At 68.7% G+C, this 17,140-nt stretch carries 16 protein-coding genes; 6 read left to right on the forward strand and 10 right to left on the reverse strand.

Annotated features, from left to right (window positions below):
* Positions 1-8: 8 nt before the first annotated feature.
* Positions 9-1,469, reverse strand: coding sequence for a 30S ribosomal protein S1 (gene rpsA, locus AC1HFH_RS17800; RefSeq protein ID WP_480247884.1), 1,461 nt, complete (start codon positions 1,467-1,469; stop codon positions 9-11).
* Positions 1,470-1,697: 228 nt separating this feature from the next.
* On the opposite strand from rpsA, the gene AC1HFH_RS17805 reads away from it, so the two are divergent.
* Positions 1,698-2,552, forward strand: coding sequence for a class I SAM-dependent methyltransferase (locus AC1HFH_RS17805; protein WP_480243918.1), 855 nt, complete (start codon positions 1,698-1,700; stop codon positions 2,550-2,552).
* On the opposite strand, the gene AC1HFH_RS17810 is transcribed toward AC1HFH_RS17805, so the two are convergent.
* The 5 genes from AC1HFH_RS17810 to AC1HFH_RS17830 form a co-directional block, all read right to left on the reverse strand.
* Entirely contained in the window at positions 2,530-3,141 is a 612-nt protein-coding gene (locus AC1HFH_RS17810; protein ID WP_480243919.1) for a hypothetical protein, read from the reverse strand. The genes AC1HFH_RS17805 and AC1HFH_RS17810 overlap by 23 nt on opposite strands.
* Before the next feature lie 209 nt (positions 3,142-3,350).
* Positions 3,351-4,103, reverse strand: a complete 753-nt coding sequence (locus tag AC1HFH_RS17815; RefSeq protein ID WP_480247885.1) for an amino acid ABC transporter ATP-binding protein — start codon at positions 4,101-4,103, stop codon at positions 3,351-3,353.
* Positions 4,104-4,123: 20 nt separating this feature from the next.
* Entirely contained in the window at positions 4,124-5,056 is a 933-nt protein-coding gene (locus AC1HFH_RS17820) for an amino acid ABC transporter permease (RefSeq protein ID WP_480243920.1), read from the reverse strand.
* Positions 5,057-5,058: 2 nt separating this feature from the next.
* Entirely contained in the window at positions 5,059-5,964 is a 906-nt protein-coding gene (locus AC1HFH_RS17825) for an ABC transporter substrate-binding protein (protein WP_480243921.1), read from the reverse strand.
* Between the two features lie 94 nt (positions 5,965-6,058).
* On the reverse strand, positions 6,059-7,138 hold the full coding sequence (locus AC1HFH_RS17830; protein ID WP_480243922.1) for an isocitrate/isopropylmalate dehydrogenase family protein: 1,080 nt from the start codon (positions 7,136-7,138) through the stop codon (positions 6,059-6,061).
* A gap of 220 nt (positions 7,139-7,358) precedes the next feature.
* Here AC1HFH_RS17830 and AC1HFH_RS17835 point away from each other — a divergent pair, with 220 nt between their 5' ends.
* A complete protein-coding gene (locus tag AC1HFH_RS17835) occupies positions 7,359-7,871 on the forward strand; it encodes a 2'-5' RNA ligase family protein (protein WP_480243923.1) in 513 nt (170 codons plus the stop codon).
* A 54-nt stretch (positions 7,872-7,925) separates the two neighbouring features.
* Positions 7,926-8,300, forward strand: a complete 375-nt coding sequence (gene trxA / locus AC1HFH_RS17840) for a thioredoxin (protein ID WP_480243924.1) — start codon at positions 7,926-7,928, stop codon at positions 8,298-8,300.
* Positions 8,301-8,375: 75 nt separating this feature from the next.
* On the opposite strand, the gene AC1HFH_RS17845 is transcribed toward trxA, so the two are convergent.
* The 3 genes from AC1HFH_RS17845 to AC1HFH_RS17855 form a co-directional block, all read right to left on the reverse strand.
* A complete protein-coding gene (locus AC1HFH_RS17845) occupies positions 8,376-8,807 on the reverse strand; it encodes a 2-keto-3-deoxygluconate kinase (protein WP_480243925.1) in 432 nt (143 codons plus the stop codon).
* Between the two features lie 342 nt (positions 8,808-9,149).
* The gene (gene polA, locus AC1HFH_RS17850) at positions 9,150-11,888 is read right to left on the reverse strand and encodes a DNA polymerase I (RefSeq protein ID WP_480243926.1); all 2,739 of its coding nucleotides are present in this window, start codon (positions 11,886-11,888) and stop codon (positions 9,150-9,152) included.
* A 50-nt stretch (positions 11,889-11,938) separates the two neighbouring features.
* On the reverse strand, positions 11,939-12,556 hold the full coding sequence (locus AC1HFH_RS17855) for an ANTAR domain-containing response regulator (RefSeq protein WP_480243927.1): 618 nt from the start codon (positions 12,554-12,556) through the stop codon (positions 11,939-11,941).
* 417 nt (positions 12,557-12,973) lie between these two features.
* On the opposite strand from AC1HFH_RS17855, the gene AC1HFH_RS17860 reads away from it, so the two are divergent.
* Both AC1HFH_RS17860 and AC1HFH_RS17865 read left to right on the forward strand, forming a co-directional pair.
* Complete coding sequence (locus AC1HFH_RS17860) at positions 12,974-14,611, forward strand: AMP-binding protein (RefSeq protein WP_480243928.1); 1,638 nt, start codon at positions 12,974-12,976, stop codon at positions 14,609-14,611.
* Positions 14,612-14,751: 140 nt separating this feature from the next.
* Positions 14,752-15,756: an NAD(P)-dependent alcohol dehydrogenase gene (locus tag AC1HFH_RS17865; protein WP_480243929.1), complete on the forward strand. Its 1,005-nt coding sequence runs from the start codon at positions 14,752-14,754 to the stop codon at positions 15,754-15,756.
* Between the two features lie 67 nt (positions 15,757-15,823).
* Here the strand turns inward: AC1HFH_RS17865 and AC1HFH_RS17870 are convergent, their stop codons facing one another.
* Complete coding sequence (locus AC1HFH_RS17870) at positions 15,824-16,288, reverse strand: hypothetical protein (RefSeq protein ID WP_480243930.1); 465 nt, start codon at positions 16,286-16,288, stop codon at positions 15,824-15,826.
* A 363-nt stretch (positions 16,289-16,651) separates the two neighbouring features.
* Between AC1HFH_RS17870 and AC1HFH_RS17875 the strand changes: the two genes are divergently transcribed.
* Positions 16,652-17,137: an NUDIX hydrolase gene (locus tag AC1HFH_RS17875; RefSeq protein ID WP_480243931.1), complete on the forward strand. Its 486-nt coding sequence runs from the start codon at positions 16,652-16,654 to the stop codon at positions 17,135-17,137.
* Positions 17,138-17,140: the final 3 nt, after the last annotated feature.

Below are 17,140 nucleotides of genomic sequence, written 5' to 3' on the forward strand. Positions count from 1 at the left end.
TCAGCCGATCAGGCGTTGCCGGAGAGCTTCTCCCGCAGCGCGGCCAGCTGTGCGTCGCTGGCCAGCGAGCCGCCGGTCTCGGCCGGAGCAGCCGCCTGCGCGCCGCTCTCGGAGGAGTAGTTGGACGAGCCGCCACCGTTGGCCGCCTCCGCGGCAGCGTCGGCCGCCATCTTCTCCATCTGAGCGGTGTGCATCTTGTGACGACGCTCCGCCTCGGCGTAGCGGTTCTCCCACTCTTCCCGCTGCTTGTCGTAGCCCTCGAGCCATTCGTTGGTCTCGGGGTCGAAGCCCTCGGGGAAGATGTAGTTGCCCTGCTCGTCGTAGCTGTCGGCCATACCGTACTTCGAGGGGTCGAAGTCGGCGTGGTAGTCCTCGTTGGCCTGCTTCAGCGACAGCGAGATCCGGCGACGCTCCAGGTCGATGTCGATGACCTTGACCATCGCGTCGTCGCCCACGGCCACCACCTGGTCCGGCACCTCGACGTGGCGCTCGGCCAGCTCGGAGATGTGCACCAGGCCCTCGATGCCTTCTTCGACGCGGACGAACGCGCCGAACGGCACCAGCTTGGTGACCTTGCCCGGCACGATCTGGCCGATGGCGTGGGTGCGGGCGAACTGCCGCCACGGGTCTTCCTGGGTCGCCTTGAGCGACAGCGAGACGCGCTCGCGGTCCAGATCGACGTCGAGAACCTCGACGGTGACCTCGTTGCCCACCTCGACGACCTCGGACGGGTGATCGATGTGCTTCCAGGACAGCTCGGAGACGTGCACCAGGCCGTCGACGCCACCCAGGTCCACGAAGGCACCGAAGTTGACGATCGAGGAGACCTGGCCCTTGCGGACCTGGCCCTTCTGCAGCTGGTGCAGGAACTCGCTGCGCACCTCGGACTGGGTCTGCTCCAGCCAGGCGCGCCGGGACAGGACCACGTTGTTGCGGTTCTTGTCCAGCTCGATGATCTTGGCCTCGATCTCCTTGCCGACGTACGGCTGCAGATCGCGGACCCGGCGCATCTCGACCAGGGAGGCCGGGAGGAAGCCACGCAGGCCGATGTCGAGGATCAGGCCGCCCTTGACGACCTCGATGACGGTGCCCTTGACGGCCTCGTCCTTCTCCTTGAGCTCCTCGATCGTGCCCCAGGCGCGCTCGTACTGCGCACGCTTCTTGGACAGGATCAGGCGGCCTTCCTTGTCCTCCTTGGTGAGAACAAGGGCCTCCACCTCGTCGCCCACGGAAACGACCTCGTTCGGGTCGACATCGTGTTTGATGGACAGCTCGCGGGACGGGATGACACCTTCGGTCTTGTAACCGATGTCGAGCAGGACCTCGTCGCGATCGACCTTGACGATGGTTCCTTCGACGATGTCGCCATCGTTGAAGTACTTGATCGTGGCGTCGATGGCGGCGAGGAAGTCCTCGGCGGAGCCGATGTCGTTGACGGCTACCTGCGGCGAGGTGACGGTGGTGGGCATATGTCGGTGTGCTCCGGACGGATTGTGGTCGGTTGCGGACATTGGATCTTTCGGTACGCTGCGAGATCACCGCGCGGACGCGGTATGACCACGCTGACGCGACGACGGATACTCTTCCAGTATCGCATCGCCGGACATGCAGCGGCAGACACTCGCGTGGGTCAGCGTACGCGACCCGATCCCGGCCGGGCAAACCGGACCCGAGGCAGCCCGGATACCCTGGTCGCCGTGCCGCACGACGAACGCCATGCGCAGGCCGAGGCGCTGCTCGGAGCCTCCGCACCGGCCCGGGTCCGCCTCGATACGCCGGCCAGTCAGCGCGCCAGCCGCCGCTGGTGGGACGCCGACGCCGACGACTACCACCGCACCCATGCCGAATTCCTCGGCGTGGATTCGCCCGGCGGCGAGTTCGTCTGGTGCCCGGAAGGCCTGCACGAGGGTGATCACCGGCTGCTCGGCGAGGTCGCCGGTCGGCGGATCCTGGAGGTCGGGTGCGGTTCGGCGCCCTGTTCGCGCTGGCTGGCCGGCGCCGGAGCGCAGCCGGTGGGCCTGGACCTGTCGATGGGCATGCTGCGCCGCGGACAGCAGGCGATGGCAGCCGGCGGCCCGCAGGTCCCGCTGGTGCAGGCGGGTGCGGAGGCGCTGCCGTTCGCCGACGAGTCCTTCGATCTGGCGTGCTCGGCCTTCGGGGCGGTGCCGTTCGTCGCCGACTCCGCACAGGTGATGCGCGAGGTGGCCCGGGTGCTGCGCCCGGGCGGCCGCTGGGTGTTCTCGGTGAATCACCCGATGCGGTGGATCTTCCCGGACGACCCCGGGCCGGATGGGTTGCGCGCGGGGATCCCCTATTTCGACCGCACGCCCTATGTGGAGACCGATGCCGCGGGTGAGCCCACCTACGTGGAGCACCACCGCACCATCGGCGACCGGGTCCGTGAAGTGGTCGCCGCGGGTCTGGCCCTGGTCGACATCGTCGAACCCGACTGGCCGGAGTGGCTGGACCGCGAGTGGGGCCAGTGGAGCCCGTTGCGCGGTCAGATCTTCCCCGGCACGGCGATTTTCGTCACGGTGAAGCCACCGGCCTGACCGCACCGCGGAAGGGCGGCAGGGCGGCGAAGTCCGGATGGACCCGCACTCGTGGGACGGTCGCCGCGGTCCACCGCCGGGCCCGGGTGAGCGGGTGGTCGGGAAACATGTCGTCGTAGTGCAGTTCGTCGGCCGCCGAGTACGGCAGTCGACCACGCAGCCCGGGTGCGTACGGATGCGCGGGAAACATCGCGGCGGGCCCCAGCTGCGCACGCACCACTGTCTCCCGTTCCCCGGGGATCCCGGTTTCGGGACAGATGATCTGGAACACGGCGCTACCGCGGTCCCGGGGCACCACGATGGACGCCGCGAACACCGTGCCGGCTCCCGCACCGGGCATCGGGGTCTTCTCCACCCGCAGCAGCGCGGGCAGCCGGTCGACCCACACCACGAAGGCCTCGATCAGGCAGCCGCGGGCGGCGTGATGCTCGGCGAGGCGACGGCGCAGGGTCGGGACGTCTTCCAGCCTGGCCGGCAGATCCGGCGGTCCGGCAACGTAGTTCAGCGCGACGACGTCGCGGGTGGTCGGATCCCCCCAGGTCGTGCTGTCCAGCTGCCGCATTCCACGAATGTCGAACGTTATGGGCACGTGGACAATTTACCGTCCGGCGGGCGAACCCTCCGCCACCCCACTACCGTCCACGCGCCGGACCGGCCGAGCGCTCCGGCCGCACCCGGCCGCACGGGTGCGTCGTCGCGAGCCGACCGCTCGAGTGCCGAGATCAGGCTGGCCGACGGCCGGTTCTCATCTGAACCGCGGGGCCTCGGGGCCGCTCGCCCGCCGGCCCCGGTCCCGAACTACAGCAGGCGGGCGAGGAACGCCCGGGTGCGCTCGTGTTCGGGGGCGGTGAGCAGGCGTTCGGGTTCCCCGGCCTCCACCACCCGGCCACCGTCCATGAACACCAGCTGGTCGGCGACCTCGCGCGCGAATCCCATTTCGTGGGTCACGACGACCATGGTCATCCCGGAATCGGCCAGTTCCCGCATCACGGTCAGTACCTCGCCGACGAGTTCCGGGTCCAGCGCCGAGGTCGGCTCGTCGAACAGCATCAGTTTGGGGTCCATCGCCAGCGCCCGGGCGATCGCCACCCGCTGCTGCTGGCCGCCGGACAGCTGCGCCGGGTAGGCGTTGAACTTCGCACCGAGCCCCACCCGCTCCAGCAGGTCCCGCCCGCGCGCCAGGGCGTCCGCCTTGCGCATCTTCTTCACCTGGATCGGTGCCTCGATCACGTTCTCCAGCACGGTGCGGTGCCCGAACAGGTTGAAGTGCTGGAACACCATGCCGATATCGCGGCGCTGGCGAGCGGCCGTGCGCGGATGCATCTCGTAGAGTTTGCCGTTGCGCTCGTGGTAGCCGACCAGCTCGCCGTCCACGTAGAGCCGGCCGGCGCTGACCTGCTCGAGGTGGTTGATGCAGCGCAGGAACGTGGACTTCCCGGATCCCGACGGCCCGATCAGACACATCACCGATCCGGGCGTGACCTCGAGCGAGACGCCCTTCAACACCTGCAGGGCGCCGAAACTCTTGCAGACCCGGTCGGCCCGCACCATCGGCTCGGTCGTCTGCTGGTTCATTTCGCCTTCTCCGCCGCGCTCGCCGCCAATTCCTCCAGTTGTTTGGCCGTCAACTGCCGGCTGGCACCCCGGGAGAAGTACCGTTCCAGATAGAACTGCCCGATCATCAGGATGCTGGTGATCGCCAGGTACCAGGTGGCCGCGACGAGCAGCAACGGAATCGGCTGGAAGTTCACCCCGTAGATATCGCGGGCCCGGCCGAACAGGTCGGTGCTCAACGGGATCGCCGCCACCAGCGATGTGGTCTTGAGCATCCCGATCAGCTCGTTGCCGGTCGGCGGGATGATCACCCGCATCGCCTGGGGCAGCACCGTGCGCCGCATCGTCTGCCACCACGACATCCCGAGCGCGACGGAGGCCTCCCGCTGGCCCTCGCCCACCGAATTGATCCCCGCCCGCACGATCTCGGCCATATAGGCCGCCTCGTTGAGCGCCAGGCCCAGCACCGCGAATGCGAACACCGCCTGCAGGCCCTGCACGTCGATGTGGAACAACTGCGGCCCGAACGGCACCCCGAGGTCGATCTGCTTGTACAGGGACGGCACCAGGCCCCAGAACACCAGCTGCACGTACACCGGGGTGCCGCGGAAGACCCACAGGTAGATCCAGGCCGTCCAGCGCAGCACCGGGTTCGGGGACAGCCGCATCACCGCCAGCACTGCCCCCAGGGCCACGGCCAGCGCCATGGCGAGCACGGTCAGCTCGAGCGTCACCAGGGCGCCCTCGGTGATCCGCTTGTCGAACAGGTACTGGCCGTACACGTCCCAGCGGTACGCCGGGTTGGTGATCGCCCCGTACACGAACAACCCGGCCAGGCCGAGGATCACCGCGGCGGCGATCCAGCGCCCCGGCCGCCGCAGCGGTACGGCCTGGATCGGCTCCGGCTCGTCGGCCACCGGACGTTTCGCCATCGACTCGTTCGTCGTCATCGTCAGCCCTCCGCACCGTTGATCACGGAGGTGCCGATCGCACCCGCCTGGACGCCCCAGTTACGGGTGATCTCCGCATAGGGACCGGTATCGATCAGGTGCTGCACCGCCCGCTGCAGCGCGATCGCCAGCGACGCCCCCTTGGGAACCGCCCAGCCGTACGGCGCGGCGTCGAAGATCGGTCCCGCCGGTTCGATCCGGCCCTCGGTCTGCCGGATCGCGTAGGCGGTCACCGGGGAATCCGCCGACATCGCGTCGACCTGGCCGAGGACCAGCGCATTGGTGGCCCCGCTCTGCTCGTCGAAGGCCTTCATATCGATCGGTGGTTCACCGGCTGCCACGCAGGCCGCGCTCTTGGCCGGGATCTCCTCGATGTGCTCGATCGTGGTGGTCTGCACCGCGACCCGCTTTCCGCAGGCGTGTTCCGGATCGATCGGGCGGCCGACCGGTTGGGCCCACTGGATTCCCGCGCTGAAGTAGGTGACGAAGTCGACCTGCTTCTCCCGTTCGACGGTATCGGTGATCGAGGACATACCCAGGTCGTAGGTGCCGGCCTGGACGGCCGGGATGATCTTCTCGAACGACGACTCGGCGTAGTCGGCATGCACACCGAGGGTGGCGGCCACGGCGTCGAACAGGTCGACGTCGAATCCGACGATCCGGCCCTGCGAGTCCTTGTACTCGTTCGGCTGGTAGGGCACGTTCACCCCGACCACCAGGCGCCCCTGCTCCCGGATCCGATCGGGCAGCAAGGCCGCCAGCTCCGGCACCGGTTCGACGTGCACCTTCGGTACGTCGAGCACTTCGTCGGCCGTGTTGTCGACACAACCGGCCAGCAGCGCCACGGCGCCGGCCAGCGCAGCGACGGCGCGCAGCACCCGGCGACCGGGGACGGGTCCTGGGGTCACCGGGAAACCTCCGCGATCGGATCTCGAGCCCCTGTCGGGGACTTGCGTGGTGCGAGGGTAGCCGACCGGTCGCTGCACCGGGTGCACCGCCCGGCTATCGGCGGTGCACCCGCGCGCGGACCTGTTCGGTGAACTCACTCGTCGAAGCCAGCCCGCCCAGGTCCGCGGTCGCCACGCCCGCGGCCAGCGTGGCCGCCACGGCCCGGTCGATCCGGGCACCGGCGTCGGCCAGATCCGCCCGGGCACTCCGGTCTCCGAGCCACTGCAGCAGCATCGCTGCGGACAGCTGCAGCGCTGCCGGATTTGCCCGATTGTGCCCGGCCAGAGTGGGTGCGGCGCCGTGCACCGCCTGGGCCATCGCCCGGCTCTCCGAACAGTTCAGCGAGGCGCCGAGGCCGAGCGACCCACTCAGCTCACCGGCCAGATCGGACAGGATGTCACCGAACAGATTCTCGGTGACCAGTACGTCGTAGCCACCGGGATCGCGTACCAGGTGGGCGGCCATCGCGTCGACGTGCTCGTCGTCGACCCGGACACCCGGATACCGGGTTGCCACGTCGTAGCACACCTCCCGGAACAACCCCATCGTCATCGGCAGCACATTCGCCTTGTGCACGATGGTCACCCGGCCGCGCCGATTCGCGGCCAGCCGGAACGCGTGGTGCGCGATCCGTTCGCAGGCGGCACGGGTGACCACGCCCACCGAGAGGGCGACATCAGGGGTCGGCGCGAATTCCCCGGAACCGGCGAACATGTTCCGGTCGGCATAGAAGCCTTCGCTGTTCTCCCGCACGATCACCAGATCGATATCCGGTGCGCCAGCCCGTACCCCGGTGAATGCCCGCGCCGGGCGTATGTTGGCGTAGAGCCCGTACCGCTTGCGGATCGCACCGCCCGGCGCGATCCGCAGTTCCGGCGGATACGAGGCGTTGTCGTGCGGACCGAGAATCCACGCATCGAGGGAATCGAGCTGCTCCAGGGTGCAGTCCGGCAACGCCGCCCCGTGCGCCTCGATGGCCACCTGCCCCATCGGCAGCGCTACCCACTCGATGGACCGGCCGCCGGCCGCCGCCACTGCCTCGTCGACGACCGCCCGGGTGGCGGCCACCACTTCCGGGCCGATACCGTCGCCGTCGATCAGTCCCAGCCGCTGCCTCGTCTGCTTCTCGGTCACCCGGCCATCCTGGCAGTTCCGCCGGGCGCCCGGACCGTTCGGGCGGCCGGCGCGTCACTCGAGTGGCCGCCCCGGATCCCCCGGCCGCAGGTCACCATCGCATGTCCCCATCTGCTCGGCCCGGGGCAGCGCGGGACAGGCCATGACGCTCCAGCGGCCGTCCCGGCACATCTGGAAGGCCCCTGGCTCGCACCGGAACGGGCCCCTAAGCTCGGAAAGCATGGTGCAGTCGGTGGAACTGCTGATCGACGACGAGGCCGACGCGGAGATCCGGCGGCAGCGGCAACTGCTGGCGGATGCCGGGATCGGGCGGCCCGGCGCCCCGGAGCATCGACCGCACATCACCCTGGCGGTGGCCCGGGAGATCTGGCCGCGGATCGACCGGGAGCTGACGCGCCTCGCCTTCAGCCCGTTCCCGATCCGGCTGGGTGGACTGGTGGTGTTCGGGGCGCGACGGCCGATTCTGGTTCGTAGCGTGGTCCCGAACGACGAGTTGCTCGCCCTGCATCGGCAGGTGCATCGGGTGGTGCTGCCGTGCCCGGGCATTCCTGCAAATGTGACGCCGGGACTGTGGACCCCGCACGTGACCCTGGCCCGGCGGGTGCCCGCGGAACGGCTGGGCGATGCGATACACGCCGTCGCCGCGGACCACGATTTTCCGGCCGTTGCGGTGGGAATACGCCGTTGGTACGGCGATGAACGCCGCGAGGAGGTTCTCACCCGTGGAAGATAGGAGGACGGCCCGGCGTTACAGTCGGCAAGCCCGCTATTCCAACGAGAGGACGTCATGGCCACCCAGACGCTGACCCAGCAGAATTTCGATGAGGTAGTCACCGGAAACGACGTGGTTCTCGTCGATTTCTGGGCGGACTGGTGCGGTCCGTGCAAGAGTTTCGCACCGACCTTCGAAGCCTCGTCGCAGCAGCATCCCGACGTGGTACACGGCAAGGTCGACACCGAGGCCGAGCAGGGACTCGCCGCCGCGGCGAACATCCGCTCCATCCCGACCATCATGGCCTTCCGGGAGGGTGTGCTGGTCTTCGCTCAGCCCGGTGCCCTGCCACCGGCTGCGCTGGAAGATCTGGTGACCCAGGTCAAGGGCCTGGACATGGACGAGGTGCGCAAGCAGCTCGCCGAACAGCAGGACCAGCCCGCCGAATAACCGGCGAGAGGACGAAAAACCCACGGCCCGTTCGCATACCGGATGCGAACGGGCCGTGGTCTCGGTCGGCCGGGATCAGCCCCGGAGCCGGTTGAGACCGGCGATCATCGCCCGGACGGTCGATTCGGCGCCGTCACCGGCGACGGCCGCGCCCCAGCCGCGCTGCCCGTCGTAATCGCATTGCACGAAGGTGGCGACACCGTCGTTCGTGCGACGCTGATGGAACTGCAGAAGCTCGACCCGGTAGCCCTCCTCGTAGAGGGCGGAGGTCATGGCGGCCACCGGACTGCCGTCGGCGACGACAGTGCGCAGGTGGCCGGGGAATTCGAGGGTGGCGGTGAAGTCGGCGCAGGAGCCCGACTGCGACCATTCACCGATGCGGATCGGGCCGCCGGCGCCGCAGTAGCGGCGCTGGAATTCGGCCGGGGTCAGGTCGGCGCCTTCGGTACGCAGTCCGCGGGGCGCGGCGGCGGTGAAGGCATGCGGATCGATGGCAAGGATTGTCATTGCAGTGGAGGTCTTCCCGAGAATCGAGGGCGGTGGGGACCAGCAGAACAATCAAAGAGCCCGCAGCGGAGGGGCCGGTCCGAATCAGACCCCGCTACGGCGGGTTACTACGACGGTAAGTCGCCGATGTGCCGCCGGCGCGGTGAGCGCGGCTGCCACTGCGCGGTCGCGATCGGCGACCGGATGCGCAGCGCTACGCCCGAGGGCGAGGCGATCGGCAGAATTCGGCACGCCACAGACAATACGGCCGGCCCCGGCCCGCTGCAACCGCGTTCCCCGCGGAACACCCCGTACCGGCGGGTACTGTAACGGAACTCACGCGCGGCCGGGGCGCACGGCCGGTCAGTGCGCGGCCGCGTCCCAGCTGCGGCCCGTTCCCACCGACACATCCAGCGGTACGGACAGCTCGATCGCCGAGGCCATCTGTTCGCGAGCCAGCGCCTCGAGCGCATCGCGTTCCCCCTCGGCGACCTCGAAAACCAGCTCGTCGTGGATCTGCAGCAGCATCCGGGATTGCATGCCGGCCGCCCGGACGGCCCGCTGCACGTTGATCATCGCCACCTTGATGATGTCGGCGGCGGTGCCCTGGATCGGCGCATTCAGCGCCATCCGCTCGGCCGCCTCGCGCCGGTTCCGGTTGCTGGAATCCAGATCGGGCAGGTAACGGCGGCGGCCGAACAGGGTCTCGGTGTAGCCGACCTTCCGGGCGCGGTCCACCACGTCCTGCAGGTAGTCCCGGATTCCACCGAAGCGGGCGAAGTAGACCTCCATCTGCTCTTTGGCCTCGGCGGTGCTGATCTTCAGCTGGGCGGACAGACCGTACGAGCTGAGCCCGTAGGCCAGCCCGTAGGACATCGCCTTGATGCGGCGGCGCTGTTCGGCGGTGACCTCGGCCAACGGGATGTCGAAGGCCTTCGAGGCGACGAAGCTGTGCAGATCCTCCCCCGAATTGAAGGCCTCGATCAGGCCTTCGTCACCGGACAGGTGCGCCATGATCCGCATCTCGATCTGGCTGTAGTCGGCGGTCATCAGTTCGCGGTAGCCGGGACCCACGACGAAGGTGTCCCGGATCATCCGCCCGGTATCGGTGCGGATCGGGATGTTCTGCAGATTCGGCTCGGTCGAGGACAGCCGCCCGGTCGCCGCGATCGTCTGGTTGAAGGTGGTGTGGATGCGGCCGTCCGAGGCGATCGATTTGAGCAGTCCGTCCACGGTCACCTTGAGCCGGGTGGCATCGCGGTGCGCCAGCAGATGTTCCAGGAACGGATGCCCGGTCTTGGCGAACAGCGATTCGAGGGCATCGGCGTCGGTCGTGTAGCCGGTCTTGGTGCGTTTGGTCTTGGGCATGTCGAGCTCGTCGAACAGCACCACCTGCAGCTGTTTGGGCGAACCGAGGTTGATCTGCTTGCCGATCACGTCATAGGCGGCGTTCGCGGCCGCGGTCACCCGGTCGGCGAACTGCCGCTGCAGGTTCTCCAGCCGGTCCACGTCGACGGCGATACCGGCCTCCTCCAGGCCGGCGAGGACGCCGAGCAGCGGGAGTTCCATCTCGTCCAGCAGTGCGGTGGACTCGATCCGGGCCAGTTCGGCATCGAAGGCCGCGGCCAGGTCGAGGACGGCCCGCGCGCGCAGCATCTCCTTGCGCGCCGTCTCGGCGGCGACGGCGTCCTCGTCGTCCAGCAGCGACAGCTGGCCGGCGTCGTCGGACTCGTCACGCAGTTCGCGGTGCAGATAGCGCAGCGACAGATCGTCGAGGTTGAAGCTGCGCTGCCCGGGGCGCACCAGATAGGCGGCCAGCGCGGTGTCGGTGGCCAGGCCGCCGAGGCGCCAGCCGCGACCGCGCAGCGCATGCCCGGCCGCCTTCGCCTCGTGCAGCGCCTTGGGCACCTCCGGGTCGGCCAGCCACGCACCGAGTGCGGCCTCGTCCTCGGGCGTGAGCGTGGTGACGTCGAGGTAGCCGCCCTCGCCGTCGGCAGCCGCGATGGCCAGTGCCCGGACATCACCGTCGACCGGAGTCCCGGTCCCTGCGATCGAGATTCCGTGCCGCACTCCGGCTTTCGCATGGGTAGCCAGCCATTCGGCGACCGCTCCCGGCGGCACCGCAGCACCGCTGATGTCGAAACCGGATTCGGCCTCCGGCTCCGGTGAACCGAGCGTCTCGAACAGTCGGTCCCGCAGCACCCGGAATTCCAGGTCGTCGAACAGCTGGTGGATCCGGCCGCGGTCCCAGGGCCCCTGGGCGAGCTGGTCGGGGGTGTAGGGCAGCGGGACATCGCGCACCATTTCGGTGAGCTGACGGTTGAGCACCACGCTGCTCAGGTTCGCGCGCAGCGCGTCGCCGACCTTGCCACGCACCTGGTCGACCCGGTCCACCAGGGTGGCCAGGTCCCCGTACTCCCGGATCCACTTGGCCGCGGTCTTCTCGCCGACACCGGGGATACCGGGCAGATTGTCACTCGGGTCGCCGCGCAAGGCCGCATAGTCGGGGTACTGGGCGGGGGTCAGCCCGTACTTCTCCGCCACCTGTTCGGGAGTGAACCGGGTCAGATCCGAGACACCCTTGCGCGGGTACAGCACCGTGACGTCGTCACAGACCAACTGCAGCGAGTCCCGGTCGCCGGTGACCACCAGGACCCGGAACCCCTGGTCGACGGCCTGGGTGGTGAGCGTGGCGATGACATCGTCGGCCTCGTAGCCGTCCACCGCCATCACCGGGATGCCGAGCGCGCCGAGGACGTCCTTGGTCAGTTCGACCTGACCGCGGAACTCGTCCGGGGTGGCGCTGCGGTTCGCCTTGTACTCCGGATAGGCCTGGGTGCGGAACGTCTTACGGGAGACGTCGAAGGCGGCGGCCACATGGCTGGGCTTCTCGTCGCGCAGCAGATTGATCAGCATGGCGGTGAAGCCGTAGACCGCATTGGTGGTCTGACCGGTGACGGTCTTGAAGTTCTCCGCCGGCAGTGCGAAGAAGGCGCGATAGGCGAGCGAATGCCCGTCGAGCAGCAACAGGGTCGGGCGCTCACCGGCGGAGGCCGGGTCGGCGGCGGTCGCGGAACGCTGGGCAGTCGTCGGTGAACTCACATCGGTGAGTCTAGGGACCGGTACCGACACCGGTACCGGCCGACACCCGGTCACTGCGGCGTGAGGTTCTCCAGCACGACTTCGGCCACCGCCTTCATGGTCGTCCGCCGGTCCATCGCCGTGCGCTGGATCCATTTGAAGGCCTGCGGCTCGGACAGCCCCTGGGTCTGCATCAGCACACCCTTGGCCCGCTCGATGAGCTTTCGGGTCTCCAGCCGCTCCGACAGGCCGGCGACCTCGTTCTCCAGCGCGGTGATCTCGTGGAAACGGCTGGCGGCCAGCTCGATCGCCGGAACCAGATCGGATTTCGTGAACGGCTTCACCAGGTAGGCCATCGCCCCCGCATCGCGGGCCCGCTCGACCAGGTCCCGTTGACTGAATGCGGTCAGGATCACCACCGGCGCAACCCGTTTCGTGGCGATCTCAGCGGCCGCGTCGATACCGTCCCGGCGCGGCATCTTGACGTCCATGATCACCAGATCCGGCCGGTGCTCCTCGGCCAGCTCCACCGCCTGCTGCCCGTCCCCGGCCTCGCCGACGACCCGGTACCCCTCTTCGGTCAGCATCTCCACCAGATCCATCCGGATGAGCGCCTCGTCCTCGGCGACGATCACGCGCTTCGCCTCCGCCTCGCGCGAAGTTTCCGCGCCCCCTGCTGTTGTACTCATAGGTTCGAACCCCTCTGAATTTCGATGCTTGTCCCGCTGCCGGGTGGGTGCGACAGGTCCCACCGAACACCGCCGGCTGTCGGCCGTGATGATCTGGTGATGTAGAGACTACCGTCCACTACCGCCGCATACGGCACCCACCGAGAACCGGTACAACACCCCGGTGCAGCGCCGTGAACGCCCATTCCTGCGCACGCCCCATCCGCTCGGATTCGGCGAAAAAAGAAATCCCGGCGGATCGTGGTCATACTCACATCCGCCGCTCCCGAAACAGCGGCGCGGAACGCTTCGATTCCGGCACAGCGGACCCCGGATACCCCCGTCCGGGGGTGGCCCCCCATCCGTGATGTGGATCACCATCGGTTCGGTAAGCGAAGAGTTCTGCGGGCGCCGCACGGCGCCGGGAGAGGAACACCGATGAGCACCTACCGGACCGCCTACGCCTCGGGCGCCTGGGATGTCCCCCTGCTCGGCGACACGATCGGCGACAACTTCGACCGCACCGTCGCGGCGTACCCGGACCACGACGCCCTGGTCGATGTCGCCGGTGGCCGCCGCTGGAGCTACCGCGAGCTCGCCGACGAGGTGGCCGACCTCGCCGCCGGTCTGCTGGCCGCGGGCATCACCGCCGGGGATCGGGTCGGCATCTGGGCGCCGAACTGCCCGGAGTGGGTGTTCGTGCAGTACGCCACGGCGAAGATCGGGGCGATCCTGGTCACCGTCAATCCCGCCTACCGGGCGCATGAGCTGCAGTACGTCCTGCAGCAGGCCGGGGTCCGGATGGTGATCGCCGCATCCGAATTCAGAACCTCCGACTACGCCGCGATGCTGGCCGAGGTGCGACCGGACTGCCCGGATCTGGAACGAGTGGTGCTGCTCGGCAGCGACGACTGGCGGGCGCTGACCGCCGCGGGCCGCGCCGCCGGAACCGATGCGGTCGACACCGCGGGAGCAGGCCTGTCCGCGGACGACCCGGTGAACATCCAATACACCTCGGGCACCACCGGCTTCCCGAAGGGCGCGACCCTGAGCCACCACAACATTCTCAACAACGGATTCTTCGTCGGCGAGATCTGCGGTTATACCGAGCGGGACCGGGTCTGCATTCCGGTGCCCTTCTACCATTGCTTCGGCATGGTGATGGGCAATCTGGCCTGCACCAGCCACGGCGCCACCATGGTGATTCCGGGCCCGGCCTTCGACCCGGCTGCCACCCTGGCCGCCGTGCAGGCCGAGGGCTGCACGGCGCTGTACGGGGTCCCCACCATGTTCATCGCCGAACTCGCCGAACCCGATTTCGCCGGTTACCGGCTCGGCACCCTGCGCACCGGAATCATGGCCGGTTCCCCGTGCCCGGTGGAGGTGATGAAGCAGGTCATCGACCGGATGGGGATGACCGAGGTGACCATCTGCTACGGAATGACCGAGACCGCACCCGTTTCGCTGCAGACCCGGCCGGACGACACCATCGATCAGCGCACCGCCACGGTCGGCCGGGTGGGGCCGCATCTGGAGGTCAAGATCGTCGACCCGGACACCGGGCGGACCCTGCCCCGCGGTACCACCGGTGAGCTGTGCACCCGCGGCTATTCGGTGATGCTGGGCTACTGGAATGAACAGGATAAAACGGCCCAGGCCATCGATGCGGCCCGGTGGATGCACACCGGCGACCTCGGCGTGATGGACGACGACGGCTATGTGTCCGTCACCGGCCGCATCAAGGACATGGTGATCCGGGGCGGCGAGAACATCTATCCCCGCGAGATCGAGGAATTCCTCTACACCCACCCGGATATCCTCGACGCACAGGTGATCGGCGTTCCCGACGACCGGTACGGCGAGGAACTGATGGCCTGGCTCCGGCTGCGCACCGGCGCCCGGACACTGAATGCGGAGTCGGTACGCGCTTTCTGTACCGGAAAACTCGCCCATTACAAGATCCCCCGCTATGTGCACGTGGTCGACGAATTCCCGATGACGGTCACCGGAAAGGTGCGGAAAGTGGAAATGCGCGAGCAGGCTCGCGCGATCATCGAACAGCACGTCGATTCCTGAGCAGCTTCCGGCACCGGCGGTCCCGGCCGGGACCGCCACACGCCGACGGTCGACGCCCTCCGGCGAGCACTGTTACCGTTGCCGCCGAGGGCGGTGCCTACGGATCCCGCCGAGATATTCGAGCGGAACGAGGCGATGCCATGCGTGCCGTCGTACAGCCACGGTACGGGGACGCCGACGTGCTGGCGATACAGGAGATCCCGACACCCGCTCCCGGCCCCGGTGAGGTACTCGTCCGGGTGCACGCGTCCTCGCTCCATGCGGATATCTGGCACGTCGTGAGCGGCCGCCCCTATGCGATCCGGCTCCTCGGGGCCGGGCTGCGGGCACCGGCCACCGGCGTGCCCGGTACCGATGCCGCAGGCGTGGTGGCGGCCACCGGGACCGGATGCACCCGGTTCACCGAAGGTGATGCGGTATTCGGTGCGGCCGCCGGGAACCGGTGGCGGCACGGGGGCACCTTCGCCGAGTACGCCGTGCTGCCGGCCGACCGCCTGCTGCACAAGCCGGCGGACGTTTCGTTCGAGAAGGCGGCCGCGGTACCCACATCGGGCATCATCGCGCTGAACAATCTGCTCGCCTCGGACCGCCTCCGGTCCGGCGCCCGGGTGCTGATCAACGGCGCCGGTGGCGCGGTGGGCGCACTCGCCGTACAGATCGCCCGGGCATACGGGGCCACGGTGACCGCCGTGGACGCGCCGGGCAGACAGCAGCTGCTGGCGGACGTGGGCGCCGACCACCGCGTCGACTACACCCGCCGGCCGGTGACCGATCTGCCCGGCCCCTACGACCTCCTGTTCGACGTGGCGTCCACGCTGCCCTTCCCCGGCTGCACGAGCCTGCTCGCCCCCGATGGCCGCTACGTCCGCATCGGGCACGACCACTACGGCGCCGCCGGCAGCACCTGGTTCGGCAACCTGCCCGGATTCTTCGCGCTGCTGGCCCGTACGCCGTTCGACGATCGGCTCCCCCGATTGCGCGCCCCACTCGGCTACGAACGGCTGATGACCGAACTCGCCGAAATGCTCGCCGACGGCCGGATCGACCCGGTGATCGGCCGCACCTACCCGCTGGGCCGGGCCGCGGAGGCCCTGCGTGATCTGCAATCCGGCGGCACCGTCGGCCGGCTGATCCTCACCCCCTGACCGCCTCGACGGCGGTTCGGGCTCCGCGGTCGAGGCCCGGGCGGCACTCTGCCCGCCCGGGCCGTGATCACGGCTCCTGGATATACATCTCCGCGAGGAACCGTGCACGCGGATCCCGCAAGGCCGGATGAGTTCCGTACCAGATCTGTGGGCCGGGGGCATCCTCGATCACGTGCCGGAGCTGCGGCCAGTCGTCGCGCCGCCAGCCTGCGAGGAATTCGGCACCGGCGGTGCGATGGTCGGTACCGGCGTCGACCCGGCAGATGATCAGGGCATCGCGGCGATCACCGAAACACAGCAGCAGGTCGTCGGGCCGGGCGGCATCCAGCAGCCGGCGGGCGCTCGGCGCTCCCCGGCGTGCCGCCGGTTGAGCCAGATGCCACAACACCAGATCACATGCGGCCGCTTTTTCGAATTTGTCGAATACCCCTCCGGCAAAATGTATTTCCGCGGGCTCCGGGTCATTCCACGGGTCGCGAACCCACAGTGCCGTCCACTGTTCGGGCCCGCCATTGCGTCGTGTCGTCGTCACCGGCGCACCACCGCGGCCCCGAATCGGCCGGTGTGCACTGCCTTTTCGTATCTGCTTCCGGACATAGGCAAATCCCCTCGACATCGAGTCCCGAACCACTTGCACACGCGCCCGGACCGCGCCGACCTGCTGCACGTACCGGGCAGACCGATCACGACGACTCCACCCGGTAACGCGCCGGCCGACGGCTGCACCTACTCACACGAACCCGACCCGTGGATCACTCTTACATCGAATCAGAGCTCTATCTTCCGGCCACGCAACCGCATTCATACCGTGTCCCACGGTTGTGCGCCACCCCGAGAGCAGAACCCGCCGTGTAGGTCCATTTCCGAATGCGACGAACGGCGGCACAATGCCAGGATGCCGCAGCCGAGGATCCGAGTAGCCGCCTTTGTCATTCGTCATCGTCGGACTCCGGAGCTCCTGGTATTCGATCACATCGGGATGCCGGATGCGGGCACCCAGGTCCCGGCAGGAGGTGTCGGCCCCGGCGAGGATCTCGGCGCCGCGGTCCGCCGGGAAGTCGCCGAGGAGACCGGGCTGAGCGGCGCCGTGGTCCTCGGGCCGATAGCCGTCTGCGACCGTCCGCATCCGACGACCGGGCAGCCCCGCCGGACCACCTACTTCCATCTGTCGACCGGTCCGGACACCCCGGACGAGTGGACGCATCGGGTCACCGGTGCGGGTGCGGACTCCGGGATGCTCTTCGCCTGCCGTTTCGTGCCGCTGCCGCCGCCCGAACCACTCGCCGACGGGCAGGACCGGTGGCTGCACCGGCTATCGGTTCCGGCCGTCCGCTCCCGGGACACCGATCCGAAACGCGCGCACCCGCCGGAGCACACTTGACCT

The organism is Nocardia sp. KT25-26 (assembly GCF_056627695.1).